Annotated in this window: 20 protein-coding genes; 3 read left to right on the top strand and 17 right to left on the bottom strand. The window is 65.1% G+C overall.

The genetic code is table 11. The annotated features are described in order from the left end of the window. Positions 1 to 54: 54 nt before the first annotated feature. The 4 genes from Q0Q02_RS14265 to Q0Q02_RS14280 form a co-directional block, all read right to left on the bottom strand. On the bottom strand, positions 55 to 774 hold the full coding sequence (locus Q0Q02_RS14265) for an ABC transporter substrate binding protein (protein WP_293810406.1): 720 nt from the start codon (positions 772 to 774) through the stop codon (positions 55 to 57). A gap of 192 nt (positions 775 to 966) precedes the next feature. After that, on the bottom strand, positions 967 to 1,812 hold the full coding sequence (locus Q0Q02_RS14270) for an MBL fold metallo-hydrolase (protein WP_293810407.1): 846 nt from the start codon (positions 1,810 to 1,812) through the stop codon (positions 967 to 969). Beyond that, a complete protein-coding gene (locus Q0Q02_RS14275) occupies positions 1,809 to 3,044 on the bottom strand; it encodes a cyclic nucleotide-binding domain-containing protein (RefSeq protein WP_293810408.1) in 1,236 nt (411 codons plus the stop codon). Before Q0Q02_RS14275 ends, Q0Q02_RS14270 begins: the two co-directional genes overlap by 4 nt. Before the next feature lie 443 nt (positions 3,045 to 3,487). Continuing rightward, positions 3,488 to 4,255 carry a hypothetical protein gene (locus tag Q0Q02_RS14280; RefSeq protein WP_293810409.1) on the bottom strand — a complete coding sequence of 256 codons (768 nt, stop codon included), beginning with the start codon at positions 4,253 to 4,255 and terminating at the stop codon, positions 3,488 to 3,490. 110 nt (positions 4,256 to 4,365) lie between these two features. On the opposite strand from Q0Q02_RS14280, the gene Q0Q02_RS14285 reads away from it, so the two are divergent. After that, positions 4,366 to 4,623, top strand: coding sequence for a hypothetical protein (locus Q0Q02_RS14285; RefSeq protein WP_293810410.1), 258 nt, complete (start codon positions 4,366 to 4,368; stop codon positions 4,621 to 4,623). A gap of 1,304 nt (positions 4,624 to 5,927) precedes the next feature. Further along, positions 5,928 to 6,899: an ABC transporter substrate-binding protein gene (locus Q0Q02_RS14290; RefSeq protein WP_293810411.1), complete on the top strand. Its 972-nt coding sequence runs from the start codon at positions 5,928 to 5,930 to the stop codon at positions 6,897 to 6,899. Between the two features lie 60 nt (positions 6,900 to 6,959). On the opposite strand, the gene Q0Q02_RS14295 is transcribed toward Q0Q02_RS14290, so the two are convergent. The 3 genes from Q0Q02_RS14295 to Q0Q02_RS14305 form a co-directional block, all read right to left on the bottom strand. Beyond that, a protein-coding gene (locus Q0Q02_RS14295) for an IS3 family transposase (protein ID WP_293810412.1) occupies positions 6,960 to 8,089 on the bottom strand; the annotation gives its coding sequence in 2 pieces (ribosomal slippage) (positions 6,960 to 7,834 and positions 7,834 to 8,089; 1,131 coding nt in all). 52 nt (positions 8,090 to 8,141) lie between these two features. After that, a complete protein-coding gene (locus Q0Q02_RS14300) occupies positions 8,142 to 8,645 on the bottom strand; it encodes a hypothetical protein (protein WP_293810413.1) in 504 nt (167 codons plus the stop codon). Next, positions 8,590 to 9,048, bottom strand: a complete 459-nt coding sequence (locus Q0Q02_RS14305; RefSeq protein ID WP_293810452.1) for an Lrp/AsnC ligand binding domain-containing protein — start codon at positions 9,046 to 9,048, stop codon at positions 8,590 to 8,592. The genes Q0Q02_RS14300 and Q0Q02_RS14305 overlap by 56 nt, the downstream gene beginning before the upstream one ends. Positions 9,049 to 9,213: 165 nt before the next feature. On the opposite strand from Q0Q02_RS14305, the gene putA reads away from it, so the two are divergent. Next, the gene (gene putA / locus Q0Q02_RS14310; protein WP_293810414.1) at positions 9,214 to 12,915 is read left to right on the top strand and encodes a trifunctional transcriptional regulator/proline dehydrogenase/L-glutamate gamma-semialdehyde dehydrogenase; all 3,702 of its coding nucleotides are present in this window, start codon (positions 9,214 to 9,216) and stop codon (positions 12,913 to 12,915) included. Positions 12,916 to 13,041: 126 nt separating this feature from the next. Here putA and Q0Q02_RS14315 read toward each other — a convergent pair whose 3' ends face one another. The 10 genes from Q0Q02_RS14315 to Q0Q02_RS14360 form a co-directional block, all read right to left on the bottom strand. Continuing rightward, entirely contained in the window at positions 13,042 to 13,365 is a 324-nt protein-coding gene (locus tag Q0Q02_RS14315) for a cytochrome c (protein WP_293810415.1), read from the bottom strand. A gap of 11 nt (positions 13,366 to 13,376) precedes the next feature. Further along, on the bottom strand, positions 13,377 to 14,591 hold the full coding sequence (locus Q0Q02_RS14320; RefSeq protein ID WP_293810416.1) for a molybdopterin-dependent oxidoreductase: 1,215 nt from the start codon (positions 14,589 to 14,591) through the stop codon (positions 13,377 to 13,379). An 82-nt stretch (positions 14,592 to 14,673) separates the two neighbouring features. After that, positions 14,674 to 15,474 carry an anti-sigma factor gene (locus Q0Q02_RS14325; RefSeq protein WP_293810417.1) on the bottom strand — a complete coding sequence of 267 codons (801 nt, stop codon included), beginning with the start codon at positions 15,472 to 15,474 and terminating at the stop codon, positions 14,674 to 14,676. Continuing rightward, entirely contained in the window at positions 15,464 to 15,982 is a 519-nt protein-coding gene (locus Q0Q02_RS14330; RefSeq protein WP_293810418.1) for an RNA polymerase sigma factor, read from the bottom strand. Before Q0Q02_RS14330 ends, Q0Q02_RS14325 begins: the two co-directional genes overlap by 11 nt. A gap of 5 nt (positions 15,983 to 15,987) precedes the next feature. Further along, positions 15,988 to 17,658 carry a 2-isopropylmalate synthase gene (leuA, locus tag Q0Q02_RS14335; RefSeq protein ID WP_293810419.1) on the bottom strand — a complete coding sequence of 557 codons (1,671 nt, stop codon included), beginning with the start codon at positions 17,656 to 17,658 and terminating at the stop codon, positions 15,988 to 15,990. Positions 17,659 to 17,886: 228 nt separating this feature from the next. Continuing rightward, entirely contained in the window at positions 17,887 to 19,089 is a 1,203-nt protein-coding gene (locus tag Q0Q02_RS14340) for a glycosyltransferase family 4 protein (protein ID WP_293810420.1), read from the bottom strand. Next, positions 19,086 to 20,114: a glycoside hydrolase family 5 protein gene (locus tag Q0Q02_RS14345; protein ID WP_293810421.1), complete on the bottom strand. Its 1,029-nt coding sequence runs from the start codon at positions 20,112 to 20,114 to the stop codon at positions 19,086 to 19,088. The genes Q0Q02_RS14340 and Q0Q02_RS14345 overlap by 4 nt, the downstream gene beginning before the upstream one ends. After that, positions 20,111 to 21,916 (bottom strand): alpha/beta fold hydrolase, encoded by a 1,806-nt coding sequence (locus Q0Q02_RS14350; RefSeq protein WP_293810422.1) that lies wholly within the window; start codon positions 21,914 to 21,916, stop codon positions 20,111 to 20,113. The genes Q0Q02_RS14345 and Q0Q02_RS14350 overlap by 4 nt, the downstream gene beginning before the upstream one ends. Further along, positions 21,913 to 23,295, bottom strand: a complete 1,383-nt coding sequence (locus Q0Q02_RS14355; RefSeq protein WP_293810423.1) for a lipopolysaccharide biosynthesis protein — start codon at positions 23,293 to 23,295, stop codon at positions 21,913 to 21,915. The genes Q0Q02_RS14350 and Q0Q02_RS14355 overlap by 4 nt, the downstream gene beginning before the upstream one ends. Continuing rightward, positions 23,292 to 24,518 (bottom strand): glycosyltransferase family 4 protein, encoded by a 1,227-nt coding sequence (locus tag Q0Q02_RS14360; RefSeq protein ID WP_293810424.1) that lies wholly within the window; start codon positions 24,516 to 24,518, stop codon positions 23,292 to 23,294. The genes Q0Q02_RS14355 and Q0Q02_RS14360 overlap by 4 nt, the downstream gene beginning before the upstream one ends. Positions 24,519 to 24,993: the final 475 nt, after the last annotated feature.

Below are 24,993 nucleotides of genomic sequence, written 5' to 3' on the forward strand. Positions count from 1 at the left end.
CTTCTCGATGGAAAAATCCCCGCCTAACGGGTCACTTCTCGGCGGAAATCAACATCACCGGCACGCGCAGTTCCAAGAGTCGCTCGATGATCCGCTGCCGGTATTGAACCGCGACGCCATCCGGCAGCAAGGAGACTGCGTCGGGCGGATTTTCGAGATCTGCTCGAGCGCATCGGCGAGTTCGCGTTCATTCGCGAGCAATGCTGTCGTCATTTCGATATCGAGGCGCCGGGCTGCCGATATCGCCTCGGCTTCCTCAAGTTCCATTCCAGCGTGGGCTGGGTTGCCCATAAGTACGACGCGCCGCAGGGACGGACGGATCTCGCGCAGGATCTCGATCCGCTTGGGGTTCATTTCGGCAGCCATGAAGGTCAGCCCGGTCAGGCCGGGCCGCGGCCTCGCGAGGCTCTCCGCTAAGCCTGCAGAGACCGGATCGGAGCTCGTCAGAAACACGATGGGTACGGGCAGCCGCAGCTTGCCGACGAGAGGGACGGCAGCTCCCTGCACAATCAGCATCGAGATCGGTGAGCGGACCAGATCCTGGGCGAGCTCCGGAATGCTGGAGATCTGGTCATTGCCGTAGCGGAAATCGAGGGTCACATCCCGGTTCTCGACCCAACCAAGTGCGGCAAGGCCGGCCTTGAACACCTTGACACCCGGCGCAATGCTCTGCGGGCGTTGCGCCGTCAACCAGCCGATGCGCAGGGGCGCAGCGATAAGCGGCGGGGCGAGCGCCGATGCGGCCGCCATCGTCAGGAAAGCCCTTCGATTCATGTCCTCACCTCAGCAGCGGGTGTTCACTTGGGGCGTGGTCGTGTGACCATCGTATTCGGGCACTCGGAACGGGAAAAGAACGTGCCTCGACAGAGATTAGCTGCTGATCGATCCGCCGTGGGTGAGGCAGTTCACACTGCACCAGGCCCCCGCACTACCTCTTCGCACTGATGCTGCCGGCGGGGAGCCTCGTCACAGGACGACGTAGAGATCCTGGCGGGCACAGAAACTCGATGCGTGTTGCCGCTGCAGCTCTTCTTCACGGTGTTCAAGCATGTCGTCGGTGTGGGTGGGGGCATGGTGCACGCAGGCGAGGCGGCGCGCATTCGCCTTGCGCAGCAGCCTGAGGCCGGCCTGCCAGCTCGAATGCCCCCAGCCGCGATGGGGATCGTAGTCGACGCTTTCGTCCCACATCGCGTCATAGACGATCAGGTCAGCGCCTTGGCAGAAATCGGCCAGCGCCTCTTCGTGCGCGGCATCCCGGTGCTCATGGTCGGTGATGATCGCCAGCGCCTTGCCAGCGTGATCGAAGCGATAGCCGCAAGCGCCGCCGCCGTGGTTCAGCCGAACGGTTCGGATGCGATGACATCCGATCGCGAGCGTCGTGCCCAACTCGAAATCGGAGCAGGCGCGGATGCCGCGCATTCGGTCCAGCGCGACCGGGAAGAAGGGCTCGCCAAGCAGGCGCGCGAGACAACTGCGCACATCGCAAGAGCCGAAGGCCGGGGCGTGAATCTGGATTCTTGCGGCCGGTGAGCGAAGTACCTCGAAGCCGGTCAGGCCGATAATGTGGTCGAGGTGGAAATGGGTCAGCAACAATGTCGCATTCATGTCGCCGTCTTCCACCATAGCGCCGCCCAGCCGGCGCAGGCCGGAGCCGGCATCGACGATGAAGCGCTCGTCGCCGAGCTTGACCTCAAAGCAGATCGTGTCGCCCCCGAAGCGAACATAATCGCCCCCGGAAACCGGGATCGATCCTCGCACGCCCCAAAACCTGATACTCAGGCCGGGCGTCGCACCTTTCACGTCCCGTGTCATGCTGCCTGATCCGGGTTCATGCCGTGGCTCACAACCGCAACGTTCTCCTGCAGGCGCTTGACCATGAGCCGTGTCACCGAGAGCGCCATTTGGGGAAACTCGGCCATCAGCGCGAGAAAGACCTGCTTCTGCAGACGCAGAGCCGTTACCTCGGACTCTGCCAGGATCGTCGCCGAACGCGGTTCGCCGGTGACGAGGCCCATCTCGCCAACGATTGCGTTTTCACCGACGTGCGAGATCGGGACGGGACCATTTGCCGTGTCGATCATGACCGTGACGACGCCGGTCAAAACCACATAAGCCGCGTCGGCATCCTCGCCCTGGCGAAATAACGCCTCGCCAGCGGAAAACCGCACGCGGGCGCTGGTGAAGGCCAGCAGCCTCAGGCGCGGCATGTCGATGCCGGCGAACAGCGCAACCGAACGCGGCGCCCTGACGTCATCGTTTTCGGCGGTGGCAACGTCAGATGACGCAGGCACGGGCTCCAGCGCGGTCTCCGCTTCCGAAGCGGCTTCCTTCATCGTGACGATCTTCGCGCCTTCAAAGGAGATCTGCAAATCGAAGTCAGCATCCTTCGTCAGTTTGTGGCCCGCGACAATGAGCGTGCGCCCGGCCATCTCTTCCTGGACGCGCTTCACGATCGTGGTCGCCTCGACGTCACCGAAAGCACCCAACGCATCGTTCAAGATCAAGACTTGCGGTCGTCGCATAATACTGTGCGCCAGCATCAGCGAGGCCTTCGTACTCGCGAAGAGAAGCCGGCCGGCATATCCGGCCGGCTGATTAAGCCCGAGCACATAGACGTGATGGACCAGATCGTGCTCGATCAGCGCCTCGCGAATGACATCGACGATCTGCTCCCCTGCCAAGAGGGCGTCATGGGCGATGACGCCGAACAGGAGATTGTCGCGCAAGGGCGCCGTTTTGCAGAAGCTCGCAGGATCGTAAAAGGCGATGCTTCGCGTCGTGGCTGTCCCGATCGTGTCACGAATGACGTGGCGGGCCGCCAGCAGCCGGTTCTCCAGTGCCTTGTCCAGGAGGCCGAGGCGATGGCGCGGTTCGATGTACAGCATCGCAAGCCCGAGGAGGCGGCTGCGATCAGGCTCCTCGGGCTCGGCCAGCACGAAGCGCGCAAGCAATTCGCGATAGATCGGAAAGGCCTGTGCGGGGAAGAACGCGAACTGCTCGAACAGGATGTGGTCTGCAGGCAGCCCCTCGAAGATGTCGAGCATGGTCCTGGCGATGCCCAGGCCGAGCTCGGTAAGGGGGGCGTCAATCCGGCGGCATCGAGCACCTGCCGCAGGAACGGGTCCGCACCGAGGGGCGCGCCGTTCAAGGCGCTGTCGGTGGCCCAGCCAAAGATCAGGTTTTCTCCGATTGGTGCGTTCTGGATGTAGCGTGCCGGGTCGTAAGGCTCGATCGCCCCGGCGATGCCGAGCGTTTGCAGCCGATTGCGAATGCCGGCGCGTAGATCCGAAACTCGGGGCGCAATCGCCTCGATCGCTTCGGTCTCTAGCCGACGCTCCAACCCATAACGGAAGACGAGATCATCGAGCCCTGTTGCTCGGAGCACTGAAATCAGCCGTCGATTGAGAGCGGCCGTGTCATCGCAGCCGGCGCCGCGCAGATCCAGCGTCTCGGCTGGTGCAGCAAGCTCGGGACTGTGGCGTAGACCTTAGAGGATGTTGTCACGCAGGCTGCCATCGAGGATCACCGCTTCCGGTCCGACATAGGCGAGCGCGCGCCGGCGTGCCGTTGGCTCGAAATCGGCCAATGGTTTTCCGGCCAGGGTGACCATGCCGGTGTAGGCCGTGATCCGCCCGCCGAGGATCTGAGCAAGCACGGCCGCGCTCTCGCCGCTGAGGTCCACGAGAGCGATGCTCCTGCCAAGCGGCAAGGACAACGAGGCACGTTCGAGCAGGGACTCGCCGGTGGCACCGACAACGCCGACGGTTGCGAACGCGATCTGCCCCTGCGGCGCGAGATCTCCGACATCGGTCGTCGGTTGCGACGATCCGGCTGCCGGTTTCCGGTCCATGAAAGCGAATTGTTCGCCGATCTGCTGGAACTTGGCTTCGGCATCGAGCCGCTGCTGGTCCCAGTCGATCAGATCCTTGATCGGTGGCGGCAGGTCGCGATAGGCGGCGATGACGGCAACGAGCTGACCGAGGTCGAGCCGGTTGGTCAGAGCGTAGTAGCCGCCGATTGCATAGAAGAGGAAGGGCGCGGCCTGCGCCAGCAGGTTGTTGAGCGACTTGACCGCGAACTTGCGCCCGTAAAGCTGGTAACGGATGTGAAACAACCCCTCGAGCCGGTTCGCGACGAGGCTGCGCTCAACGGCATGGGTACCGTGGTTGCCAATTTCTCCCAGGGCATCGACGACCTCGCCGATCTTGCCGGCAAGCGCGCGCGAGGCAAGCTGGCGCTCTCTGCCCAGCCGCACCTGCTCGCGGCGCAGGCGCGGGATGATGATGGCTTGTGCCAGGATGATGGCGGCGGGATCAGGCCGAGCGACAGATTCTGCAGCAGAATGAAGCCCAGCGCGGTCAACACTTGCCCGCCGAGCAAGATCGGCTGGACGAAGGCGTCACCGACAAAACCGCCAATCGGCTCGACTTCGTCCTTGATGATGGACGCCGCTTCGGACGGCTTGACGTGGCGCGCGGCCTCCGGCGTCAGCTGGAGCAGGCTGGAGAACAGGTCGAAACGCAGCTGCTGCAACAGCCGCTCACCAAGAGCGCCTTTGCGCATGTTGATGACGTATTTGAAGCTGCCATTGATCAGCACAAGCAGCAGAAACAGGCCCGATAGCGCAAAGAGATAATCGATCCGACCGAGTGTGAAGCCCTCGAAGGACGCAAGTTGCATCCCGCCCAGCCAGCCGGGCAGCGCAACATCGAAACGGAACAAGGGAGCCGTCGTTCGGCCGCCGGCGAAGGCTCGCCCCTGCAATACGTCTGAAACGATGTACTTCGGCAGGTCGAGCGAAAAATAGTAGAAAGGGAATGACAGCAGCACGACGGCGAGAATGCGAACTTGCCCACCTCGGCTATTTCGCCAGATGTAGCCAAAGAATTCGCTCATCTGACATACGCCCGACTTGCCGGAATTCTGGCTCCGATGGCTGTCTCGATCCGAAGCCGAGAGCCAGAACGGGCGTCGTGTCCCCGACCGCCGCGCGGACGTCGGCGATGGTCGTGAACTGCGACGTTGAAAAGGTACGTCTGCGGACACGGGTGGCCGCCTGCGCGCCGACGGAACTTCGTGCGATGCGCAAGCTCGGCGACGAGCACGCGAAACGCCATGGAAGCCAGGGATGTGCCCAGCAACCCAAGGACGGAGCCTGTGTCACGAATGCGATGCTTGAACATGGCAAATCCTCGCGCTCAGACTATCCGAAATGCGTCCTGTGTCCGAGGTCTCAAGGGTAGATGCTTCGCTCGAGCCGGCCGCAGCTGGCGGAGCAGGCGAAGATGCGTCCGCATTCGCTTTCGCGCTTGACTGGGCGTCATTAGATGTCCGGAGAGAGGATTTCGTTATGGCGTGCCGGTTATGGCAGCGCCTCCTCCTCCATCAATTCACCCGCACAATCGTCCGGGGATATCGTGGCTCTGCTGCGATACAGTTTGCAGAAATATCCATTTCCGATCGCAATGGTATGGGAGACTTCCAGTTGTAATTTTCATGACGTTCTATTTCTGGGAGATTTGATTCGAACAAGGCCGATATGATTACAAAAATCGAAACCGTTCCTAGAATTAAACGGATAATCATGGGACGAGTCTTATTATGATATCGTTGATGATATTGTAATTCTACTTAACTTCATCGGCGAAAACTGGATTTGTATCGATCTATGATTCAGCTGCCCATGATTTGTCTCGGGTAAGTCGATGCCGTTTCGATGAAGGAAAGCATGGCATGCTCCGCTCTCCCGGCGTGTGAGGAGCTTCACACGACCGGCGCTCCGAAGCGCAGTAATGTCAACTTTGTAAGGGCCTCCGGCATGTCAGCAACGGCCTGAATGATTTATACTGCCTGTTGGTCACCCTTATGAATTCCGCTGGAACAATCGTTCTGAAGAGGCTTGCGGCTTGGGAGCAAGGAGGCTCGAGATGCGCCGGCGAGAGTTCATCGGCTTGGTCGGCGCCGCTGCGGCTTGGCCATGCGCCGGACTTGCGCAGCGCCCGACGAAGCCGGCGGTCGTCGGGTTCCTTGTGCCTGGTACGCCAACCTCCTTCAGTCAAAGGCTCGCCGCGAGCGTCAAGCGGCTCGGCGAGCTTGGCTGGATCGACGGACGCACGATCACGATCGAATATCGGTGGGCAGAGGCGCAACGCTTCGACGAGATCGCGGCCGAGCTCGTTCGCCTAAAGGTGGATGTTATTTTTACGACTGGAACACCACCGGTTATCGCACTTCGCAAGCTGACATCGGAAATCCCGATCGTATTCGTCGCTGCAGGGGATCCGGTCGGCACCGGGTTGGTCGTCAGCCTGGCGCGGCCGGGCGCCAATATCACGGGATTATCCAACCAATCCGCCGATATCGTCAAAAAGCGCCTCGGGCTCTTGCGCGAGATGGTGCCCAATCTCAGCAAACTGGCGGTCATGGCCAAAATCGACAACATCTCTGCTGCGAAGGAAATGCGCGAGGTCCAAACAGTGGCGGCTGCGCTCGGAATGCAGCCCATCATGCTTGAAGTCCGGGAAGCAGACGACATCACGGCCGCATTTGCCGGACTAGCGGAGCGGGCGGATGCGCTCTATGTCGTCCCCGATTCGCTCGTCACGACCAATGCGCTTCGGATTGGTGCGCTGGCGCTGGGCGCGCGGCTGCCGACGATCCATGGCGCGCGCGAGTTGGTTCAAGCAGGTGGCTTGATGTCCTACGGAGCGAATTACCCCGCGCTGTATCGACGGGCCGCCGAATATATCGACAAGATTTTGCGCGGAGCGAAACCTGCTCGAATGCCGATCGAACAGCCGACCCAGTTCGATTTGGTCATCAATCTGAGTACGGCAAAAGAACTCAGCCTCTCGATTTCACCGTCGCTCATCGCTCGTGCCGATGACGTTATCGAATAGATGTTGGCTAAGGGACGAGAGCCTGATTGAATAGCCCCGAGTTTTGTAGACGCCCTCGGTTTAGATTTTCTGCCGCCGCTCGAACTCGACGGGTGACAGCATGCCGTTCCGGACGTGCTTGCGCTTCGGGTTGTAGAACATCTCGATATATTCGAACACGTCCTGCCGTGCTTCATCCCGGTTTCTGTAGGTTTTGCGGCGTATCCGCTCGCGCTTGAGCAGGTTGAAGAAGCTCTCCGCGACCGCATTGTCGTGGCAGTTTCCACGCCGGCTCATCGAATGTTCAAGATTGTGGCGCCTGAGGAACCCTGCCCACTCCATGCTGGTAAATTGCGAGCCCTGATCGGAGTGAACCAGGACCTTGGCCTTTGGCTTCCTCCGCCAAACCGCCATGAGCAGCGCCTGCAGCACGACGTCTGTCGTCTGGCGGCTTTGTAGCGACCAGCCGATGACGCGACGGGAGAACAAGTCGATCACGACGGCCAGGTAGGCAAAGCCCTCCACCGTTCGAATGTAGGTAATGTCTGTCACCCACGCCTTGTCGGGCGCGGTGACGTCGAACTGCCTGGCCAGCGTATTGTCGATCAGGACGGATGGTTTGCCGCTATGGCTGCGCGGCCGGCGCTTGTAGCCGATCTGGGCCTTGATGCCGGCAAGCCTTGAAAGGCGAGCGACCCGGTTCGGGCAACTCGTCTCTCCCTGATCGAGAAGATCATCATGCAGCTTGCGATAGCCGTAGACCTTGCCGCTGTCCGTCCAGGCCTTGCGCAGGAGTTCGGTCTGACGCGCATCCTCACGCGCTCGCTTGCTCAACGGGGCCTTGAGCCAGGCATAGAAGCCGCTGGCTTGGATGCGCAGGCAACGACACATCGCCCGGATCGAGAACAATGGGCGATGCTCGGCGACGAACGCGTATCTCACTTTGCATCCCTGGCGAAATACGCGGTGGCTTTTTTTAGGATGTCGCGCTCCTCGGTGACGCGAGCCAGTTCCTTCTTCAGCCGCCGGATCTCCCCAGCCTGATCCGCTTCGCCCGAGCCCGCAGGCTTCGCGAACTTCTTCTTCCAGGCGTAAAGCGAGTGTGGGCTCACCCCAAGTCGCTGCGAGACCTCGGCAACCGGGTAGCCCCGTTCGGTGATCTGCGCCACCGCATCGCGCTTGAAATCCTCAGTGAAACTGCCAGTCCCCATCGTCGCCTCCTTGCCTCAAAATTAGGGAAGAAGGCGTCCTCAAATCTAGGGGCTATTCAGCCTTGAGCTGCTGCCCTGCCACAGCAGCCGTCGGCGGCTGCACCGAAAGTCCCTTGATGCTCATCGCGCCTTTCAGCGGGATCGAGCCATCGAATGTCGCGCCGGCCGTGAGCGCGCCGAGATTGATCGTGTAGAGATTGCCGCCCGCAGCCGTCGCCGGCGTATCCTTGTCCGGTGCGGTGATAGCCACATTCGTCCATGAAAAGCGCGAGAAGCGCAGGCCGCCGGGATTGGCGGTGAGCAGCGACGAGAGATCGGCGCCGTCGAGCACGACCGGTCCGCTTTTGATCGTGACGGGTCCGCCCTCGTCGGTCTTCCCAGCACCGTCGATGCCAGCCAGTTCGGCATGGCCGACCTTGCCATCTCCGACTGCGCCGGCAGCAATGCGGTCATCGGCTCTAGGCAGATCGTAGTGCCGGGCCGATGCCAACAGCGCGATCTCACCAGGTTTCCTTGACCGTCTCCATGACGACATTGGTCGAGGTGTTCGCGACATGCGGCAGGTTCGAGATCTTCTCGCCCAGCACGGCGCGGTAGCGCCTGATATCGGGCGTCCTGATCTTCAGGAGATAGTCGAAACGCCCGGCGATCATGTGGCATTCCTCGACCTCGCGGATTTTTTTGACCTCCTCGTTGAACTTGGTCAGCGCTTTTTCCGTGGTGTCGGACAGCTTCACCTCGGCGAAGGCGATGTGATCGAGCTTCAGCTTCGCCGGATTGAGCGTCGCCCGGAAGCCTTCGATGTAGCCATCGTCGACCAGCCGGCGGAACCGGATCTGGCAGGGTGTCTTCGACAGGCCGATCCGCGCACCGAGTTCCGCGATCGAGATCCGGCCGTCTTCCCTGAGAACGTCCAGCATCTTGCGGTCGAGCGCGTCCAGATCGCCTTCATTCTGCATTCCCTTGGGCTTCTTCACTTGTAATCTCCAAATCTGAAGTCCGAGTGGACTGTAGGATAGCGAAAATTGGACCGCCTGAGAATCGGGCTCGTGATAAGCTCCCGCGCAAAGAACGGGAGAGGGCGCCGCCCCGGCCCGTCTAGCTCGAGCCCGCCGGGAAAAGCCATGAGCCAAGCCACCGCTGCCGCCGTTGCCACCGCCGCCAGCCCGGCGCCTTTCACAGGCTTCGCGCCGCCGATCCGGGAACAGTCGGCGCTGCGCCGGGCGATCACCGCCGCCTACCGCCGGTCGGAAACCGAATGCCTCCCGCCCTTGCTGGCCGCCGCGAAGCTCGCCCCGGCAAGCAAGCAGGAGATCGCCCGCACGGGGCGCAAGCTGATCGAGGCGCTGCGGGCCAAGCACAAGGGCACGGGTGTTGAGGGGCTGGTCCAGGAATATTCGCTCTCCAGCCAGGAGGGCGTCGCGCTGATGTGCCTCGCCGAGGCGCTGCTGCGCATCCCGGACACGGCGACGCGCGATGCGCTGATCCGCGACAAGATCGCCGATGGCGACTGGAAGTCCCATGTCGGCGGCGGCAAGTCGCTCTTCGTCAATGCCGCGACCTGGGGCCTCGTCGTCACCGGCAAGCTGACCTCCACCGTCAACGATCGCAGCCTCGCGGCTGCTCTGACGCGCCTCATCGCCCGCGCAGGCGAGCCGGTGATCCGCCGCGGCGTCGACATGGCGATGCGGATGATGGGCGAGCAGTTCGTCACCGGCGAGACGATCGACGAGGCGCTGAAGCGCGCCCGGCCGCTGGAGGCACGCGGCTTCCGCTATTCCTACGACATGCTCGGCGAGGCCGCGACCACCGCCGCCGATGCGCAGCGCTATTACCGCGACTACGAGAACGCGATCCACGCCATCGGCAGGGCTGCGAACGGACGCGGCGTCTATGAAGGCCCGGGCATCTCGATCAAGCTCTCGGCCTTGCATCCGCGCTATAGCCGCGCGCAGGCCGGCCGGGTGATGTCGGAACTGCTGCCGCTTGTGCGCGAGCTCGCGCTGATCGCCAAGTCCTACGATATCGGCCTCAATATCGATGCCGAGGAGGCGGACCGGCTGGAGCTCTCGCTCGACCTGCTGGAGGCGCTGAGCTTCGACGATGCCCTGAAGGGCTGGAACGGGCTCGGCTTCGTGGTGCAGGCCTATGGCAAGCGCTGCCCCTTCGTGCTCGACTGGATCATCGATCTCGCCCGCCGCTCCGGCCGGCGCATGATGGTGCGGCTGGTCAAGGGCGCCTATTGGGATGCCGAGATCAAGCGGGCGCAGGTCGACGGGCTCGCCGATTTCCCGGTCTATACCCGCAAGGTCCATACCGACGTCGCCTATGTCGCCTGCGCCCGCAAGCTGCTGGCCGCACCCGATGCGATCTTCCCGCAATTCGCTACGCATAACGCCCAGTCGCTGGCGACGATCTATCACCTCGCCGGCAACGACTTCACTGTGGGCAAATACGAGTTCCAGTGCCTGCACGGTATGGGCGAGCCGCTCTATGACGAGGTCGTCGGTAAGGACAATCTCGACCGGCCCTGCCGCATCTATGCGCCGGTTGGCACGCATGAGACGCTGCTTGCCTATCTCGTGCGCCGCCTACTCGAGAACGGCGCGAACTCCTCCTTCGTTAACCGCATCTCCGATCCGAAGGTCACGATCGACTCGCTCGTCGCCGACCCTGTCGACGTCGTCGAGGCGATGCCGGTCATCGGCATGCTGCATGACCAGATCGCGCTGCCGGCCTACCTCTACGGCGCCGACCGCGCCAATTCTGGGGGTATCGACCTCTCGAACGAGGCGGCTTTGGCTGAGCTCGCGGGCAATCTCACTGCCTCGGTCGGTGAGAGCTGGCATGCCGTGCCGCTGCTCGCCGACAATTCGACTGCGGGCACGACGCGGCCGATCCTGAATCCGGCGGATCATTCCGATGTCGTCGGGCAGGTCACCGAGCTTGCGGTCGAGGATGCCGTCAAGATCGCGCGCCTCGCCGCCGAGGGCGGCAAGGCCTGGGCCGCCGTCCCGCCGACCGAGCGCGCTGCCTGCCTCGACCGCGCCGCCGACATCATGCAGGCGCGCATCGAGACGCTGATGGCCATTGCCATGCGCGAGGCCGGCAAGTCCGCTGCCAATGCGATCAGCGAGGTGCGCGAGGCGATCGACTTCCTGCGCTACTATGCCGACCAGGCGCGCAAGACGCTGGGGCCGGCGCATGCGCCGCTGGGGCCGATCGTCTGCATCAGCCCGTGGAACTTCCCGCTGGCGATCTTCACAGGCCAAGTCGCTGCGGCGCTTGTCGCCGGCAATGCGGTGATGGCCAAGCCTGCCGGCGTCACGCCGATCATCGCCCATGAGAGCGTGAAGATCCTGCACGAGGCCGGCGTGCCGCGCGGCGCCTTGCAATTCACGCCCGGCAGCGGGCGCCTCGGCGCGGCGCTGGTCGGCGCGGCCGAGACGGCCGGCGTGATGTTCACCGGCTCGACCGAAGTCGCGCGCGGCATCCAGGCGCAGTTGGCCGAGCGTCTCTCGGCCGAGGGCAAGCCGATTCCGCTGATCGCCGAGACCGGCGGCCAGAACGGCATGATCGTCGATTCCTCGGCGCTGGCCGAACAGGTCGTCGGCGACGTCATCGCCTCGGCCTTCGACAGCGCCGGCCAGCGCTGCTCCGCTTTGCGCGTGCTCTGCCTGCAGCAGGACATTGCCGACCGCACGCTGCACATGCTGCAGGGTGCGCTGAAGGAGCTCACCATCGGCCGCACCGACAAGCTCAGCGTCGATATCGGCCCGGTGATCAGCGAGGGCGCTAAAGCCGAGATCGACGATCATGTCGCGCGGATGCGCGGCCTCGGCCGCAAGGTCGAGCAGCTCCCGCTGCCGGAGGCCGCGGCGAAGGGCACCTTCGTGCCGCCGACTATCGTCGAATTGAAGAGCCTGACCGATCTGAAGCGCGAGGTGTTCGGCCCGGTGCTCCACGTCATCCGCTACCAGCGCGACGATCTCGACCGGCTGATCGACGAGGTCAACGGCTCCGGCTACGGCCTGACATTCGGCCTGCACACCCGGCTCGACGAGACGATCGCCCATGTCACCAGCCGCATCAAGGCGGGCAATCTCTACGTGAATCGCAACATCATCGGCGCGGTGGTCGGCGTGCAGCCCTTCGGCGGGCGCGGCCTCTCCGGCACCGGGCCGAAAGCGGGCGGGCCGCTCTATATCGGCCGTCTCGTGCGCAAGGCGCCGATCCCGCCGCAGCACAGCTCGATTCATACCGATCCGGCGCTGCTCGAATATGCCGCCTGGCTCTCGGGCAAGGGGCTGAACGCCGAGGCGAACACCGCCCGCGAGATCGGCGGCCATTCGGCGCTGGGTCTCAATGTCGAACTGGCCGGCCCGGTCGGCGAGCGCAATCTCTATGCGCTGCATCCGCGTGGCCGCATCCTGCTCGTGCCGCAGACCGAAGCCGGCCTCTATCAGCAGGTGGCGGCGGCGCTGGCGACGGGCAACCAGCTCGTCATCGACACGGCTTCCGGGCTGAAGGGGGCGTTGTCGGGCCTGCCGGCTGCGGTCGAGGCGCGCGTCAGCTGGACCTCGGACTGGGAGGCCGACGGCCCGTTCTCGGGCGCGCTGGTCGAGGGCGACACCAAGCGTATCGGTGAGGTGAATCGCCGGATCGCCGGCCTCTCCGGACCCCTCGTGCTGGTCCAGGCGGCAAGCACCGAGGAGCTGAAGCGCGGTCCCGACGCCTATTGCCTGAACTGGTTGCTGGAGGAGGTTTCGACCTCGATCAACACCACTGCGGCCGGCGGCAATGCCAGCCTGATGACCATCGGTTGAGAGGCTGGCCAGGCGGCTTCGGGGGCGATCAGAAGACACTCTCCGGCTGGCGCCGGAGAGTGTCGTTCCCGTTCCCGAGCGGTTGATTGCGCAAGCTGCTTCGGACCGCGATCGCGCCCGGTCCAGCTAATATGTCTGGCTGAGATACTCGGCGATGGCTTTTGCGTCCTTCTCGTCGATCGGGGCCTTGTAGACCTTGATCATCTTCTGGACCTCGGCATCCCAGAAGGCCGCGCCCTTCTTGCCCGGCTGATAGTTGATGTAGTCGGTCGAATGGCAGGCCGTGCAGTTGTTCCTGGCGGCCTCGAATCCGGGCTGGGGACCGGGCTTGAACGTGGCCGTCTCCTCCGGGAGCTTGTAACTCTTCGGCGCGGCGAGCGCGGGAACGGCGATGCCGAGCGTCAGGATGAAGGCGGCGCTAAGCGCGCGGGGGCAGGTGATCATGGACATGACAATCTCCCTCACGCAGCCACGACACGCGTCGTCTCGACGACGTTGCGCAGATAGCCGGACGGATTCCAGAGCGGCTGCATCGGCTGGGTCTGGCCCTTGGCGTTGGTCGCCTTGACCATCAGCTTCTGCTCGCCGGCTGCAACGGCAACATTCGCCTTCCACTCGCGGAAGGAGTACTTGCCGAGATCCTGGCCGAGATTGGCCTTGACCCAGGTTTGGCCGCCGTCGCCGGAAACCTGGACCTCGGCGATGCCAGAGCCGCCATCGAAGGCGATGCCGCGCAGAGCCAACGCGCCGGCCTTGACCTTCGCGCCGTCAAGCACATTGGTAATGAAGGAGCGGACGGTGAAGCGGTTGATCGGGATCGTCGCCGTCGGCGATTTTCCGGGCTCGACGCAGGCGCAGTCATTGTCGGGGATACGATAGGCCGTCTTCATCCAGAAGCTGTCGAGCTCCTTGTCGAGCACGGTGATCTCGTTGAGATGCTTGACCCAGTAGGTGCCGTAATAGCCCGGCACGACCAGGCGCAGGGGATAGCCGTTGAGCCAGGGCAGATCCGTTCCGTTCATGGCATAGGCGAGCATGACCTCGCCGTCGCGGGCATGGTCGAGCGCCAGCGCCTTGGTGAAGTCGGGCGTATCGGGCGAAACCGGGCCGTCGAGCCCGGCAAAGGCGACCTGTACCGCTCCCGGCTGGACGCCGGCCTTGTCCAGCACGGTCTTCAGGGAAACGCCGCGCCAGCGCGCATTGCCCATCGCGCCATTGCCGAGCTGGCCGCCCGCCACACGCGGTTCGACGAAGCCGCGGCTGTTGCCGGAGCACTGGTTGACGGCGACGATCTCGACGGCGGGCATGCTCTTCAGCTCGCGCAGCGACAGCGAGAGCGGCTTCGCCACCTTGCCCTTCACCTCGAGCTTGAAAGTGTCCGGATCGATCTCGAGCGGGATATCCGCGAGATGGTAGCGCACGAAGAAGGCGTCGTTGGGTGTGATGACGCCGTCGTTGAACACCGCGAACGGCGTCTCGAGCTGCGGCGGGCGCGCCGTCTGCTGGATCAGGGGGCGTTTGCCCGGCACTCTGACGAGCTCGCGCTCGCCGTTCTCGAAAGGCAGCTTGACGGTTTCGGCAGCGAAGGCGGTGAAGCGCGATCCACTCATCGCTGCGACACCGAGGCCCAATGCGGCACTGCCGGCAGATGTCAGCATCTGTCGTCTGTTCAACATGGCGTTTCTCCCGAGGACACATTCCTCGAAAGACAAAGACGCGCGGGCGCGTCGATTTATTCCATGTCGAGAAAACCCTCGGTCAGGCTCCGCAGGGCTCGCCGATCTTCGGGACTTCCCTGAGTGCCGCGACCAGCTCCTCGGTCGGCGCCTGCTGCTGCCGGATCAGCTTCGCGATCAGATCGGCGAGGCGGTCGAGCCGTGCCGGATCCATGCCGCGGCTGAGCAGTGCGTAATCGGCATCCGGCGTGCTCCAGGCGCGAATGCGCAGGCCATCGCTGTCGCTGGCCGTCGGCGTTTCGCGCCATTGCCGCGAATGCGGCGCGATCCAGAGGCCGAGCCGGCAGCCATGCGGCCCGCGATAGCCGGCGAGCAGGCCTCCGTCGCGCGTTGTCGGATCGAGCGAGAGATGGGCGAGTTCCAGCGCGGAGGCGCTGAGATCGGGAAGATGCCGGCTGCGCGCGGCGGCGAGGTCAACCTGTACGCGCGGGGCCGGCATATCGTCCGGGCGGGCGTCGATCCAGTGCCGGTGCGCTGCGACCGCCGCAGTCAATCCAGCTTCGGGCGCGACCGCAGGCTCGACGGAACGCAGCGCGAAAAGGCCGAGGCAAGCCGCGAGCGCCAGGCTGGCGGCGATGAGCAGGGCCGCGCCCGGGCGGCGACGCCGCGGCAGCATCAGGGGCGGAGCCTCGGCCTCGGACGGCAGGCGGCGCGTGACGGCGCGCAGCCGCGACAGCGTCGCGACCTGCTCCGCCAATCGGGGATCACGCGCGACCGCAGCCGCGACATCGGCTGCCTCGCCCGGCGAGAGCTCGTCGTCGACATAGGCGCTCAACCGGTCCGAGGAGACCGCTTCTCCCGGAGTTGGTGTTTCACTGCGCATGTCGGCGTCTCGTTTCGATCGGGCGCAGGTTCTCGCGCTCGATCACGGCCAGCAGGGCCTGCCTCGCCCGGCTCAGCCGGCTCATGATCGTTCCTTGCGGCACGCCCAGGATGGATGCGACCTCGCCATAACGGAAGCCCGCCAGATCGACCAGCTCGATGATCTCGCGATGGGCCGGCGCGATCTGCTTCAAGGCCTGCCGCACCGTGATCTCCGCGATGATGCCGTCGTCATAGCGGTGATCGAAGCCGCGGCCATCTGGCGCCGATCCGGAATCCGCCTCCTCGCCGCGGTGATGGTCGCGGCGATAATTGTCTATCCAGGCATTGCGGACGATCTTGAACAGCCAGGCACGAACCGCTTCCGGGCGCGGCTGCGGGCCCCGGTGTCCAAGGGCCTTGAGGGCGCAGGACTGGACCAGATCCGCAGCAGTGTCGGAATTGTCGGTCAGGCGCAGCGCATAGGAAAAAAGACTTTTCCAGTTGGTACGCAGCGCCTCTTCGATCATGGCTATCAGGCGCTTGTCGCCGCAGCCATCCGCTGCATGCCGCTGAGCACGGCCTTGAGCGAGGCCATGACGATGTTCGGGTCGATGCCGACGCCATGGACGATCTTGCCGTCCCCGTCCTCGAGCTTCACATAGCAGGCCGCCGTGGCGTTGGCGCCGCGGCCGACGGCGTGCTCGTGATAGTCGAGCAGCGAAAAGGCGACGCCATAGGTCTTTTGGAGGGCGTCGACGAAGGCGTCGATCGGGCCGTTGCCGACGCCTTCGATGCTGCGGAGCGAGCCGTCCCGTTGCTTGAGATCGGCGATCAGTGTCCGCGCATCCTGGCCGGTCGGGAAGGTCTTGTGGGAGATCAGCTCCAGCGGCGCCCCGGTCAGCAGATAGGTCTTGCCGAACAGCGCCCAGAGGGCCGAGGCGGTCAATTCCTTGCCGTCGGCATCCATCTGCTCCTGCGCGATCTTGGAGAATTCGACCTGGAGGGGGCGCGGCAGGTCGAGGCCGTGATCCGCCTGCAGGAGATAGGCAATGCCGCCCTTGCCCGATTGCGAGTTGATGCGGATGACGGCCTCGTAGTCGCGGCCGACATCCTTGGGATCTATCGGCAGATAGGGCACCTGGAAGAGCGGATCGTTGCGCTTCTGCTGGGCGTCGAAGCCCTTCTTGATCGCATCCTGATGCGAGCCCGAGAAGGCGGTGTAGACGAGCTCTCCGACATAGGGGTGGCGCTCATGCACCGGCAGCTGCGTGCAGTATTCGGCGATGCTGCGGATCTCGTTGACATCGCGCAGGTCGAGCGCGGGGTCGACGCCCTGCGTGAACAGGTTCAGCGCCATGGTGACGATATCGACATTGCCGGTGCGCTCGCCATTGCCGAACAGCGTGCCTTCGACCCGGTCGGCGCCCGCCATCAGCGCGAGCTCGGCGGCGGCGACCGCCGTGCCGCGGTCGTTATGCGGATGGATCGAGAGCAGCACGCTGTCGCGGTCCGAGATATGGCGCCCGAACCACTCGAACTGGTCGGCATGGACGTTGGGCGTCGCCATCTCGACGGTAGCCGGCAGGTTGAGGATCAGCTTCTTTTGCGGCGTCGGCTTGATCACCGCCTTGACCGCCTCGCAGATCTCCAGCGCGTATTCGAGCTCGGTGCCGGTGAAGCTCTCCGGCGAATACTCGAAGGTGAAGTTGGTCTCCGGCGCCTGCTCGGCCAGCGCCTTGATCTGGGTGGCGGCATCGACCGCAATCTTGATGATACCCGCCCGGTCCGAGCGGAAGACGACGTCGCGCTGCAATGTCGAGGTCGAGTTGTAGAAGTGCAGGATGACGTTCTTCGCGCCCTTCACGGCCTCGAAGGTACGCTCGATCAGCTCCGGCCGGCACTGGGTCAGGACCTGGATCGCGACGTCGTCGGGGATGGCACCCTCGTCGATGATCGAGCGGACGAAGTCGAAATCGGTCTGCGACGCGGAAGGGAAGGCGACCTCGATCTCCTTGAAGCCCATCTTCACGAGCAGGTTGAACATGCGGTTCTTGCGCTCGACGCCCATCGGTTCGATCAACGCCTGATTGCCGTCGCGCAGGTCGACCGAGCACCAGATCGGCGCCTTGGTGAGGACCTGCGAAGGCCATTTGCGGTCCGGCAGGTTGACCGGCGCGTAGGCACGATATTTGGAAATCGGCATCGTGGACATCGGAGAACCCTTGCAGTGGAGGGGCGCTTGCCGGCCGCTCAGGGCCGCGGGCGCCGCGATACGATCGACAGCCTGTAAATCCCGACGCTCAACGCGCCGGGCGGCTAAGTCGAAGAGGCGGAGTCCCCGTGACGGATCGAAATCGCATGCCTGTGTTCTAAGCTTCCGCGCCGGGGCGAGCAATCGTCAATAGAGGGCCGCAGTCCTGGATCGGCGCGGCTATCGCGTGTTCTCGGGCAAGAGGGCGTGTTTCGTCGCTCGGGAAGCCGGGGCGAGCGCTGCCGCATACAGGTCGAGATAGCGCCTTGCGACCTCGTCCCAGGAATAGGGAGCGAGGTCGGAGAGCTGCGGGCGCGTCCCGGCTGGGTCGTGCACGAGCGCTGCATGGGCCTCCCGGATCGCCGTCGCTGCCTGTTCCGGGTCGGCGAAGTCGACGGTGTGAACGGTCGGGAATTTGTCGGCCAGTGCCGCGAAGGCGGCGTTGGGCTGCACGATGGGGACGAGGCCCGCGCTCATCGCCTCGATCAGGGCGAGGCCGAAACCCTCGAACTCGGAAGCCGAGACGAAGAGCGAGGCCTGCCCCATCAGCGCGCGCACGGCGGCGTCGCCGAGGCCGAGATGCAGCGTGACGGCCTGCTCCATCCCCGCGGCTGCGATCGCTGACCGCAGCGCCTCTTCGGTCCAATCGGAGGTGACGCCGATCAGGTCGAGATGCCAGTCGGGCTCGTGCCTGATCAGTGCCGCCATGGAGGCGATCAGACGGTCGGGGCGCTTGTTCTTGGAGAAACGGCCGATGCTGACGAGGCGTCGCCGGGGCTCGGGACTGGAGGCGCCGGCGAATTTGTCGAGGTCGACGCCGTTCTCGACCACCGTGACCCTGCCCGGAGCAATCTGACTGAAGAGGCGCGCATCATTGGCGCTGCAGCCGGCGATGCCGCGATAGGCCAGGGCAGACAGCCGGGTCGGCCCGTTGAACCAGAGCTTCTTCAGCGCCGAGAAATCGCCGGTATGGAAGAAGCCGCCATGGGTCGTGGCGACGAGCGGCTTGCGATGCAGCGGCCAGCCGAAGGCCAGGGCGTCGAAGAAGAAATCGATGGCATGGACATGGACGAGCGCCGCGTCGCCGAGGTGGCGGAAGACGGAGGGTGCGAGCGGGTAACGCGTCGAGCCGCGGAAGGGAATGCGGGTGACGGGAACGCCATCGAGCACCTCGCAGGCTGGCAGGCGCTGGTCCGGCCGGCCGAAGAGACGGTCGAGCGTCACCACGGATGGGCTCAGGCCCAGTTCGCGCTGTGCCCGGCAGAGATTGGCGACGACGTCTTCCAGCCCGCCGCGATTGGGGTGGAACTGGCGCACGACATGGACGATGCGGGTTCCGGCCGGCAGAGCAGAGGCGAGTTCGCGGGGGAGGGGGGCTGTCAAGGCTTTGCGTCCTTACCGCAGGTCGCGGCCTTCCTGCCGGCCTTGAGATGCGCGAGCAGGAGCTTCATCTGCGGGCGCTCGCCGGCGGGCGTCGGCTCGAGGTTGAAGACGTAGTCCTGCGGCCACCAGGCGCCGGCGCCCCAGGCCGTCCAACCCAGCCATTGCCGGGGATTGGCGTCGACTGCGGCTACAACCTGACGCAAAGCCGTCAGGCATTCGGGCCGCGTGGAGGCGGCGAACTCGCCCAGGAAACCGCGGCGGTCATGCGTCTTCAGCCAGGCGGTGACATCGCCGATCGCCTTGATCGCGCCGGCCGCTGCCGAGCATTCGGCGGCGCGCCCGGAATAATCGGCGTCGAGATACTGATGGAAATCGTAGGCGTAGCGGTCGCGCGGATCCTTCACGTCGAGCAGGTCGCGGCCGTTATTGCCGACGCGCAGGTCGGAGGTCCAGCTATGGGCGCCGCCATAAGCGGTGCCGGTCACCAGGAGGAGCTGGTTCGCGCCTTCCTTGCGGATCGCCGCGATGGCCGCGTTCTGGATCTGCGCCCAGGTAGCGCTGTGGATGTCGTGCGGCTCGTTCATGATCGAGAAGACGAGCTTCGGGCGGTCGCGGAAATGCCTGGCGAGCCGGCTCCAGATATCGGCGAGGGCGGAAGCCGGCAGGGCCTGCGAGCCGAGCTGCTTCTTTCCGTAATAGCCGAAATTATGCAGGTCGAGGATCGGCGTGAGCCCGGCGATCTCGGCCCAGCTGACGGTATCGGTGAGGCGCGCCAGCTCCATGATGTCGAGCGGCCCGTTCAGTTCCGGCTGGAGGCGCTCCCAGCGGAAGGGCAGGCGCACGGTGGTCATGCCGAGTTGGCCGAGGCGCTTGAGCGCCGCCTCGCCGGGATAGGTGTAGTCGTGATCGGGGCGGCCGGGCAGGTCGCCGAACTCGGCGCCCGACAGATTGACGCCGCGCAGGCAGGTTTCGGCCTGCGCCGGCAGGGCGAGCAGCATGGCGAGCGTGAGCGCGGCGCCTCTCATGGCGCGACGATCCGCAACAGCGTGTCGAGCAGCCGGCGCCCGGCGCCGAGATGGGTGAAGTTGTGGTCGGCGTCGGGGATCATGGTCAGCGTCGCGTTCGGGTAGGCGGCGAGGCGCTCGCCGGCCTCGCCGAAATAGGTCCTGAACTCCGCCAGGCCGATATCGCCGTCGGCATAGATCAGCGCCAGCTCGACATCGCGGCCTGCGAGCACCTTGAAGCGGCGATGGCATTCGTGATGCAGCCGGCCATGCTTGGTCAGGCGCCCGAGCACAGGCGAAAGCGAGACCGACAGCTTCTTGCGCCAGCGGAAGAGGAGATAGCGGCCGGCAGGGCCGACGCGCAACCGGCCGGTCAGCAGGCGGCGCAGCCCGTCCTTGCGGGTCAAGGTGGCGCCGAGATTGCCGACGCTGCGATGGGCGTAACGGATCGCGTCGTCGACGCTCTCTTCGGGGTCCCAGACGAAACGCTCGTTATTGACGATGACGAGGCGGCGCACCCGCGGGTCCTGCACGGCCGCATTGAAGGCGGCATAGGCGCCGCTGCAGCGGCCGATCAGCACGGGAGTGGCGAAGCTGCGCTCTTCCAGTGCGTCGATAGCGATGCGGACGTCGTCGATCTGCGCCTGCGAGTAGAGAATCTCTTCCGGGCCATCGGTGGCGGGAGGGCTGTCGCCGACGCCGGAGACGTCGAAGCGCAGCGAGGCGACGCCGCACGCGGCCAGGGCGCGGGCCTGGATCACGCTCGCCCGGGCCCAGCCGATATGGTAGTCGCGGCCGGCATTGACGAAGAGGGCAGGTTCCCGCGCCGCGGCTCCGAGCGGTTGGCAGAGCACGCCGAAGAGCCGCCCGTCCGGACCGAACCGGAACGGATGCTCGACGAAGTCCTCGCCACATGAGCCCGCAGCGGGAAGAGGCGCCAGCGGCTTGCGCAGGGCCGGAACGGCGCCTTCCGGCAGCGTGGCGCGTTCGGCGATCCAGCCGGTCACTGTTGCGATCATGGCCGGTGGCGGAAGGGCCGAGGTCGGGTCGGTCGTCAGGACCTCGTAGCCGGCATAGTCGCGCTGTTCGACGGTCGCGCCGAGGCCCCTGAGAGTCTCGGCGATCGCGGCGTCGCCACCATGGCCGGGGCGGGTGAGAAGCAGGACCTGCTCGGCGGGGCTGTGCGCGACGGTCTGCACGCCCAGGCTCGCGATGGCCTTGAGGCGCTCGGGCGCGAGGCGCAGGCCCGCGACGGCGCAGCGCGTGTCGTCGTCAGGGTCGACGCCGATGCCGATCCGGTCCGAGACCATGCGCGACCAGGCCGTGAGCTCGCGCAGATAGCGCTTGCCGTTTCCGACTGGCGCCATGAGCACAAGAGCCTCGACCGGCGCCAGCGCTTGCGCGGCCTGCAGGGCGAGCGTCCCGCCGAGTCCCTGCCCGACCAGGACGAGGCGCGTGCAGCCGCTCGCCTGCCGCAGCAGCTCGGCTGCGGCGCGGATCGTTTCGAACCAGTCGTCCAGCCCCTGCGGATCGGCCGCCTCGATCGCGTCGCCCTGTCCGGGATAATCGAAGCGCAGGCTGGCGACGCCAGCGGCGGAGAGGCTTTCCGCCAGGCTGCGCCAGGTCGCCCGCAGGCACAGTTCCTCATAGCCGACGGCGCCGAGCATCAGCACCGATACCGGTGCGTGGCCGGGATGGAAGAAACCCATGCTGCCGGCGAAGGTCACGGGCTGGCCGAAAGGCGGCAGCGCGGCCGGCGCGAGATCGGGCCGTGCCGGCTCGTCCTGGCCCGGGGCGGGCCGGAGGGCTGTTGCGGCGGTCATCGGCTGGCTCCTTCGGCCTCGCTGCGGCCCGGCAAGGGTGCGACGGGCTCGGGCGCTCCGCCGAACAGGAAGGGGCGGAAGAAGGCGGTCGCCATGTTGTCGATTCCCCAGCGATGCTTGATCCAGTACCAGGCGGCGAGGCTCGAGGCGGTGCTGAGGATCAGCCCGGCGGCGGCGATGCCGATCAGCCCGCCCAGCCGCGCGAGCCCGTAGAGCAGGCCGAGATAGAGCACGAACAGGATCGCACGGGCGATCAGGAAGAAGCGCTCGCCGCCGCCGATCATCAGCAGCCAGGAGCCCGGCCCGAAGAAGGCCAGCGAGACCGCGAGGACGCAGAGTACGGTAAGCACGTCCTCGTGCTTGACGAATTCCGGGTTGAACAGGTGCAGGACGAAGGGGGCGATGACCGCCAGCCCGAGCGCGCCGATGAGCGAGATGCAGAAACTGGCGAAGGAAAGCCGCCCGATGACGAGCTGGGCGCCGGCCGTGTCGGATTTCTGGAAATGCGCCGCGATCATCGGGATGCCGACGGTGTCGATGGCCGAGATCGGCAGGGTCAGCAGCATGGCGATGCGCAGCGCCACGAAATAGAAACCAGCCTCCTCCAGCCCGAGCAGCGCGCCGATCAGCACCGTCTCCAGATAGGCGGCCGCCGAGTTGAGCGTGTTGTTGGCGATGAAATAGCCGCTTTCGCGCCGCCAGGCGGAGCGGGTCTCGCGCGGGATACGGCCATGGGCGCCGAGCCAGCCCAGCCCTTCGTCGCGCAGGAAGGCCGCGCTCTGGTAGAGGGTCGTGGCCGCAAGCAGGCCGGTGACGATCGCCATGGCGCCGGCGCCGCCGGTCATCCATCCGCCGAGGGCGGCGGCGGCGATGCACAGGATCGAGCTGCCCCGCCAGACGATCTCGCGCGGCACCAGCGACAGGTTGATGCGTCCGTGGATGCGGAAATAGTTCTGATAATACTCGCTGAGGGCGAAGATGGCGGCGAAGACGAGGGCGAGCCAGAGATAGCGATAGGTCGGCGGCAGATGCTCGGCGAAGAGCCAGAGCGGCAGGGCCGCCCCCAGCAGCACGAGGCAGCCGAGCGCCAGCCAGCGGGCATTGATGTCGATCAGGGCCTGGTTCTGGGGATCGCTGGTCGGCTCGGTGCGCTGATAGTGCTTCACCACCAGGATCTGTTGGCCGAGCACGGCGATGAGCCCGAGGCCGCTGCCGATCGAGAACAGGAAGACATAGAGGCCGTATTCCTGCGTCGGCAGGAAATGGCTGGCCGTCAGCAGCACGAAGAAGCTCAGGATGGTGCTGCTGAAGCGCGAGGAGAAGGCCGGGATGAACCGGCCCGCCGTCTCGGTCCGCATCAGGCGCAGGAGGGCCTTCACGGGCGGGCCTCCCCCGGCTGCAACGGCGTGGTGCCGTTCGGCTGGCGGACGAGGCCGGCGAAGACCGCCTCGAATCCGGCTGCGATCCGCTCCGGCGCATAGCGCGCGGCTGCGGCGAACGCCCCGGCAGAGAGGTCGGCGACGCGCGCACGGTTCCGAGCAAGCTCCATGATCCGCTCGGCCAGGGCCGCATCGTCGCCCGGATCGAACAGGGCGCCGTTGAGGCCGGGCTCGATCGTCTCGGGGATGCCGCCGGAGCGCGCGCCGATGACGGGAACGCCATGGGCGAAGGCTTCGATCGCCACCCGCCCGAAAGGCTCGCGGAACAGCGAGGGCATGGCGAGCACGTCGATCTGGGGCAGGAAGAGATCGGGCTTGGTCCAGCCGAGGAAGCGTGTGTTGCCGGCCGGGAAGAGGCCGGGCAGCGCCTTGGCATAGTCGCTCTGACCGCTGCCGGCGATCAGGAACTCGACCGGCTCGTTTTTGAGCCGACGGGCGGCGGCGGCGAGCGTGTCGAGGCCCTTGACGGGATCGTGCACGCCGATGAAGCCGACGCGCAACGGCCGATCAGCCGGCGGGGCCGAGCGCGGGCCCGCGCCGGGCACAGGCGCGATCGCGCCGGGCACGACATGTGTCGTGGCATTGGGGAAGTAGCCGTGATCGCGATGCCGGGCGACGATGAAACCGGTTTCGCCGATGACGGCGTCGACGAAGCGCGAGCTCAGTTTCTTGCCATAGGACGTCACCTGGCAGGAGGCGCAGGCGCGTTCGCAATTGTCGTTGCCGCGCCGCATGCTGCCCTTCCAGCAAAGCAGGAAGGTGCTGCGCAGGATATGCGCGACCGGCACGCCGCAGCTCTTCGCCGCCGCCCAGGTCGCGACATTGATGTTCTCGATCGAGTCGGTCAGCACGAGGTCGGGCCGCAACCGGCGGATCTCGCGGCGCATGACGAGGAAGGCGCGCGGATTGAAGTTCTCCAGCGCATGCCAGGCGAGCTTCTTCCAGGCCGGGCGCGGCAGGCGGTAGTTCCAATCGACATTGAGCGAGCGCAGGCGACGCACCGGCACGCCGTCATAGATCTCCTGCTTGTCCTCGCCGGAAACGTTCACGACGGTGAGGTCGTGGCCGGCGGCCAGCAGTAGCTTCGCGACGATCATCGCCGAAATCGGGCCGCCACCGTCGATGAACGGCGGAAAGGCGGCGCAGGCCATCAGGATGCGCATAGGGGCCGAACTCGTCCTCGTCGTCGCGGGCGGATAAAATCCGCGCTCCGCCTGTCCCAGACCGCCGCAACGTCCCGCCTGAGGCGGTCGCGACGACGCATCTTCATGTCAACGTCCGGCTGCCCCGAAAAATGGAGTCCATCTTCCGGGTCCGGTGCCAAAGCGGAATAGCGTGCGGACGCTAAGCAAAGCTTGGCACGATCCCGAAATCTGCTCCCATCGTAAACCGCGCGTGAACGAGATTGCACAAGCGATGGACAGGGCGTTGGGATGTCGGCGCAAGTCGATTTCTTTTCCAGATATCAGAATATTTTCGAAGGCATCCAAAAATAGATCTCCTCCAAAAAATATTAATCCTGCGGTTAGTTTGGAGATATCTGCCTTACGGTATGCCAAGGTTGAGCCATAATTACTGCGTTACAAGAATCTTAACTGCGACAGGGCAGGCTGCGCTGCGGCGTTCCAGTAGGGTCCA

It is taken from the genome of uncultured Allobosea sp. (genome assembly GCF_945956895.1).
In the GTDB taxonomy this organism is placed as follows: domain Bacteria; phylum Pseudomonadota; class Alphaproteobacteria; order Rhizobiales; family Beijerinckiaceae; genus Allobosea.

What these genes read in the sequence shown, in the direction of transcription:
- Q0Q02_RS14265 (WP_293810406.1), bottom strand. Translation starts at nt 774, where the DNA reads ATGAATCGAAGGGCTTTCCTGACGATGGCGGCCGCATCGGCGCTCGCC.
- Q0Q02_RS14275 (WP_293810408.1), bottom strand. Translation starts at nt 3,044, where the DNA reads ATGCTCGACATCTTCGAGGGGCTGCCTGCAGACCACATCCTGTTCGAG.
- Q0Q02_RS14270 (WP_293810407.1), bottom strand. Translation starts at nt 1,812, where the DNA reads ATGACACGGGACGTGAAAGGTGCGACGCCCGGCCTGAGTATCAGGTTT.
- Q0Q02_RS14360 (WP_293810424.1), bottom strand. Translation starts at nt 24,518, where the DNA reads ATGCGCATCCTGATGGCCTGCGCCGCCTTTCCGCCGTTCATCGACGGT.
- Q0Q02_RS14300 (WP_293810413.1), bottom strand. Translation starts at nt 8,645, where the DNA reads ATGTCGCGAACACCTCGACCAATGTCGTCATGGAGACGGTCAAGGAAA.
- Q0Q02_RS14330 (WP_293810418.1), bottom strand. Translation starts at nt 15,982, where the DNA reads ATGATCGAAGAGGCGCTGCGTACCAACTGGAAAAGTCTTTTTTCCTAT.
- Q0Q02_RS14305 (WP_293810452.1), bottom strand. Translation starts at nt 9,048, where the DNA reads ATGCAGAATGAAGGCGATCTGGACGCGCTCGACCGCAAGATGCTGGAC.
- Q0Q02_RS14315 (WP_293810415.1), bottom strand. Translation starts at nt 13,365, where the DNA reads ATGTCCATGATCACCTGCCCCCGCGCGCTTAGCGCCGCCTTCATCCTG.
- leuA (WP_293810419.1), bottom strand. Translation starts at nt 17,658, where the DNA reads ATGCCGATTTCCAAATATCGTGCCTACGCGCCGGTCAACCTGCCGGAC.
- putA (WP_293810414.1), top strand. Translation starts at nt 9,214, where the DNA reads ATGAGCCAAGCCACCGCTGCCGCCGTTGCCACCGCCGCCAGCCCGGCG.
- Q0Q02_RS14290 (WP_293810411.1), top strand. Translation starts at nt 5,928, where the DNA reads ATGCGCCGGCGAGAGTTCATCGGCTTGGTCGGCGCCGCTGCGGCTTGG.
- Q0Q02_RS14320 (WP_293810416.1), bottom strand. Translation starts at nt 14,591, where the DNA reads ATGTTGAACAGACGACAGATGCTGACATCTGCCGGCAGTGCCGCATTG.
- Q0Q02_RS14325 (WP_293810417.1), bottom strand. Translation starts at nt 15,474, where the DNA reads ATGCGCAGTGAAACACCAACTCCGGGAGAAGCGGTCTCCTCGGACCGG.
- Q0Q02_RS14345 (WP_293810421.1), bottom strand. Translation starts at nt 20,114, where the DNA reads ATGAGAGGCGCCGCGCTCACGCTCGCCATGCTGCTCGCCCTGCCGGCG.
- Q0Q02_RS14350 (WP_293810422.1), bottom strand. Translation starts at nt 21,916, where the DNA reads ATGACCGCCGCAACAGCCCTCCGGCCCGCCCCGGGCCAGGACGAGCCG.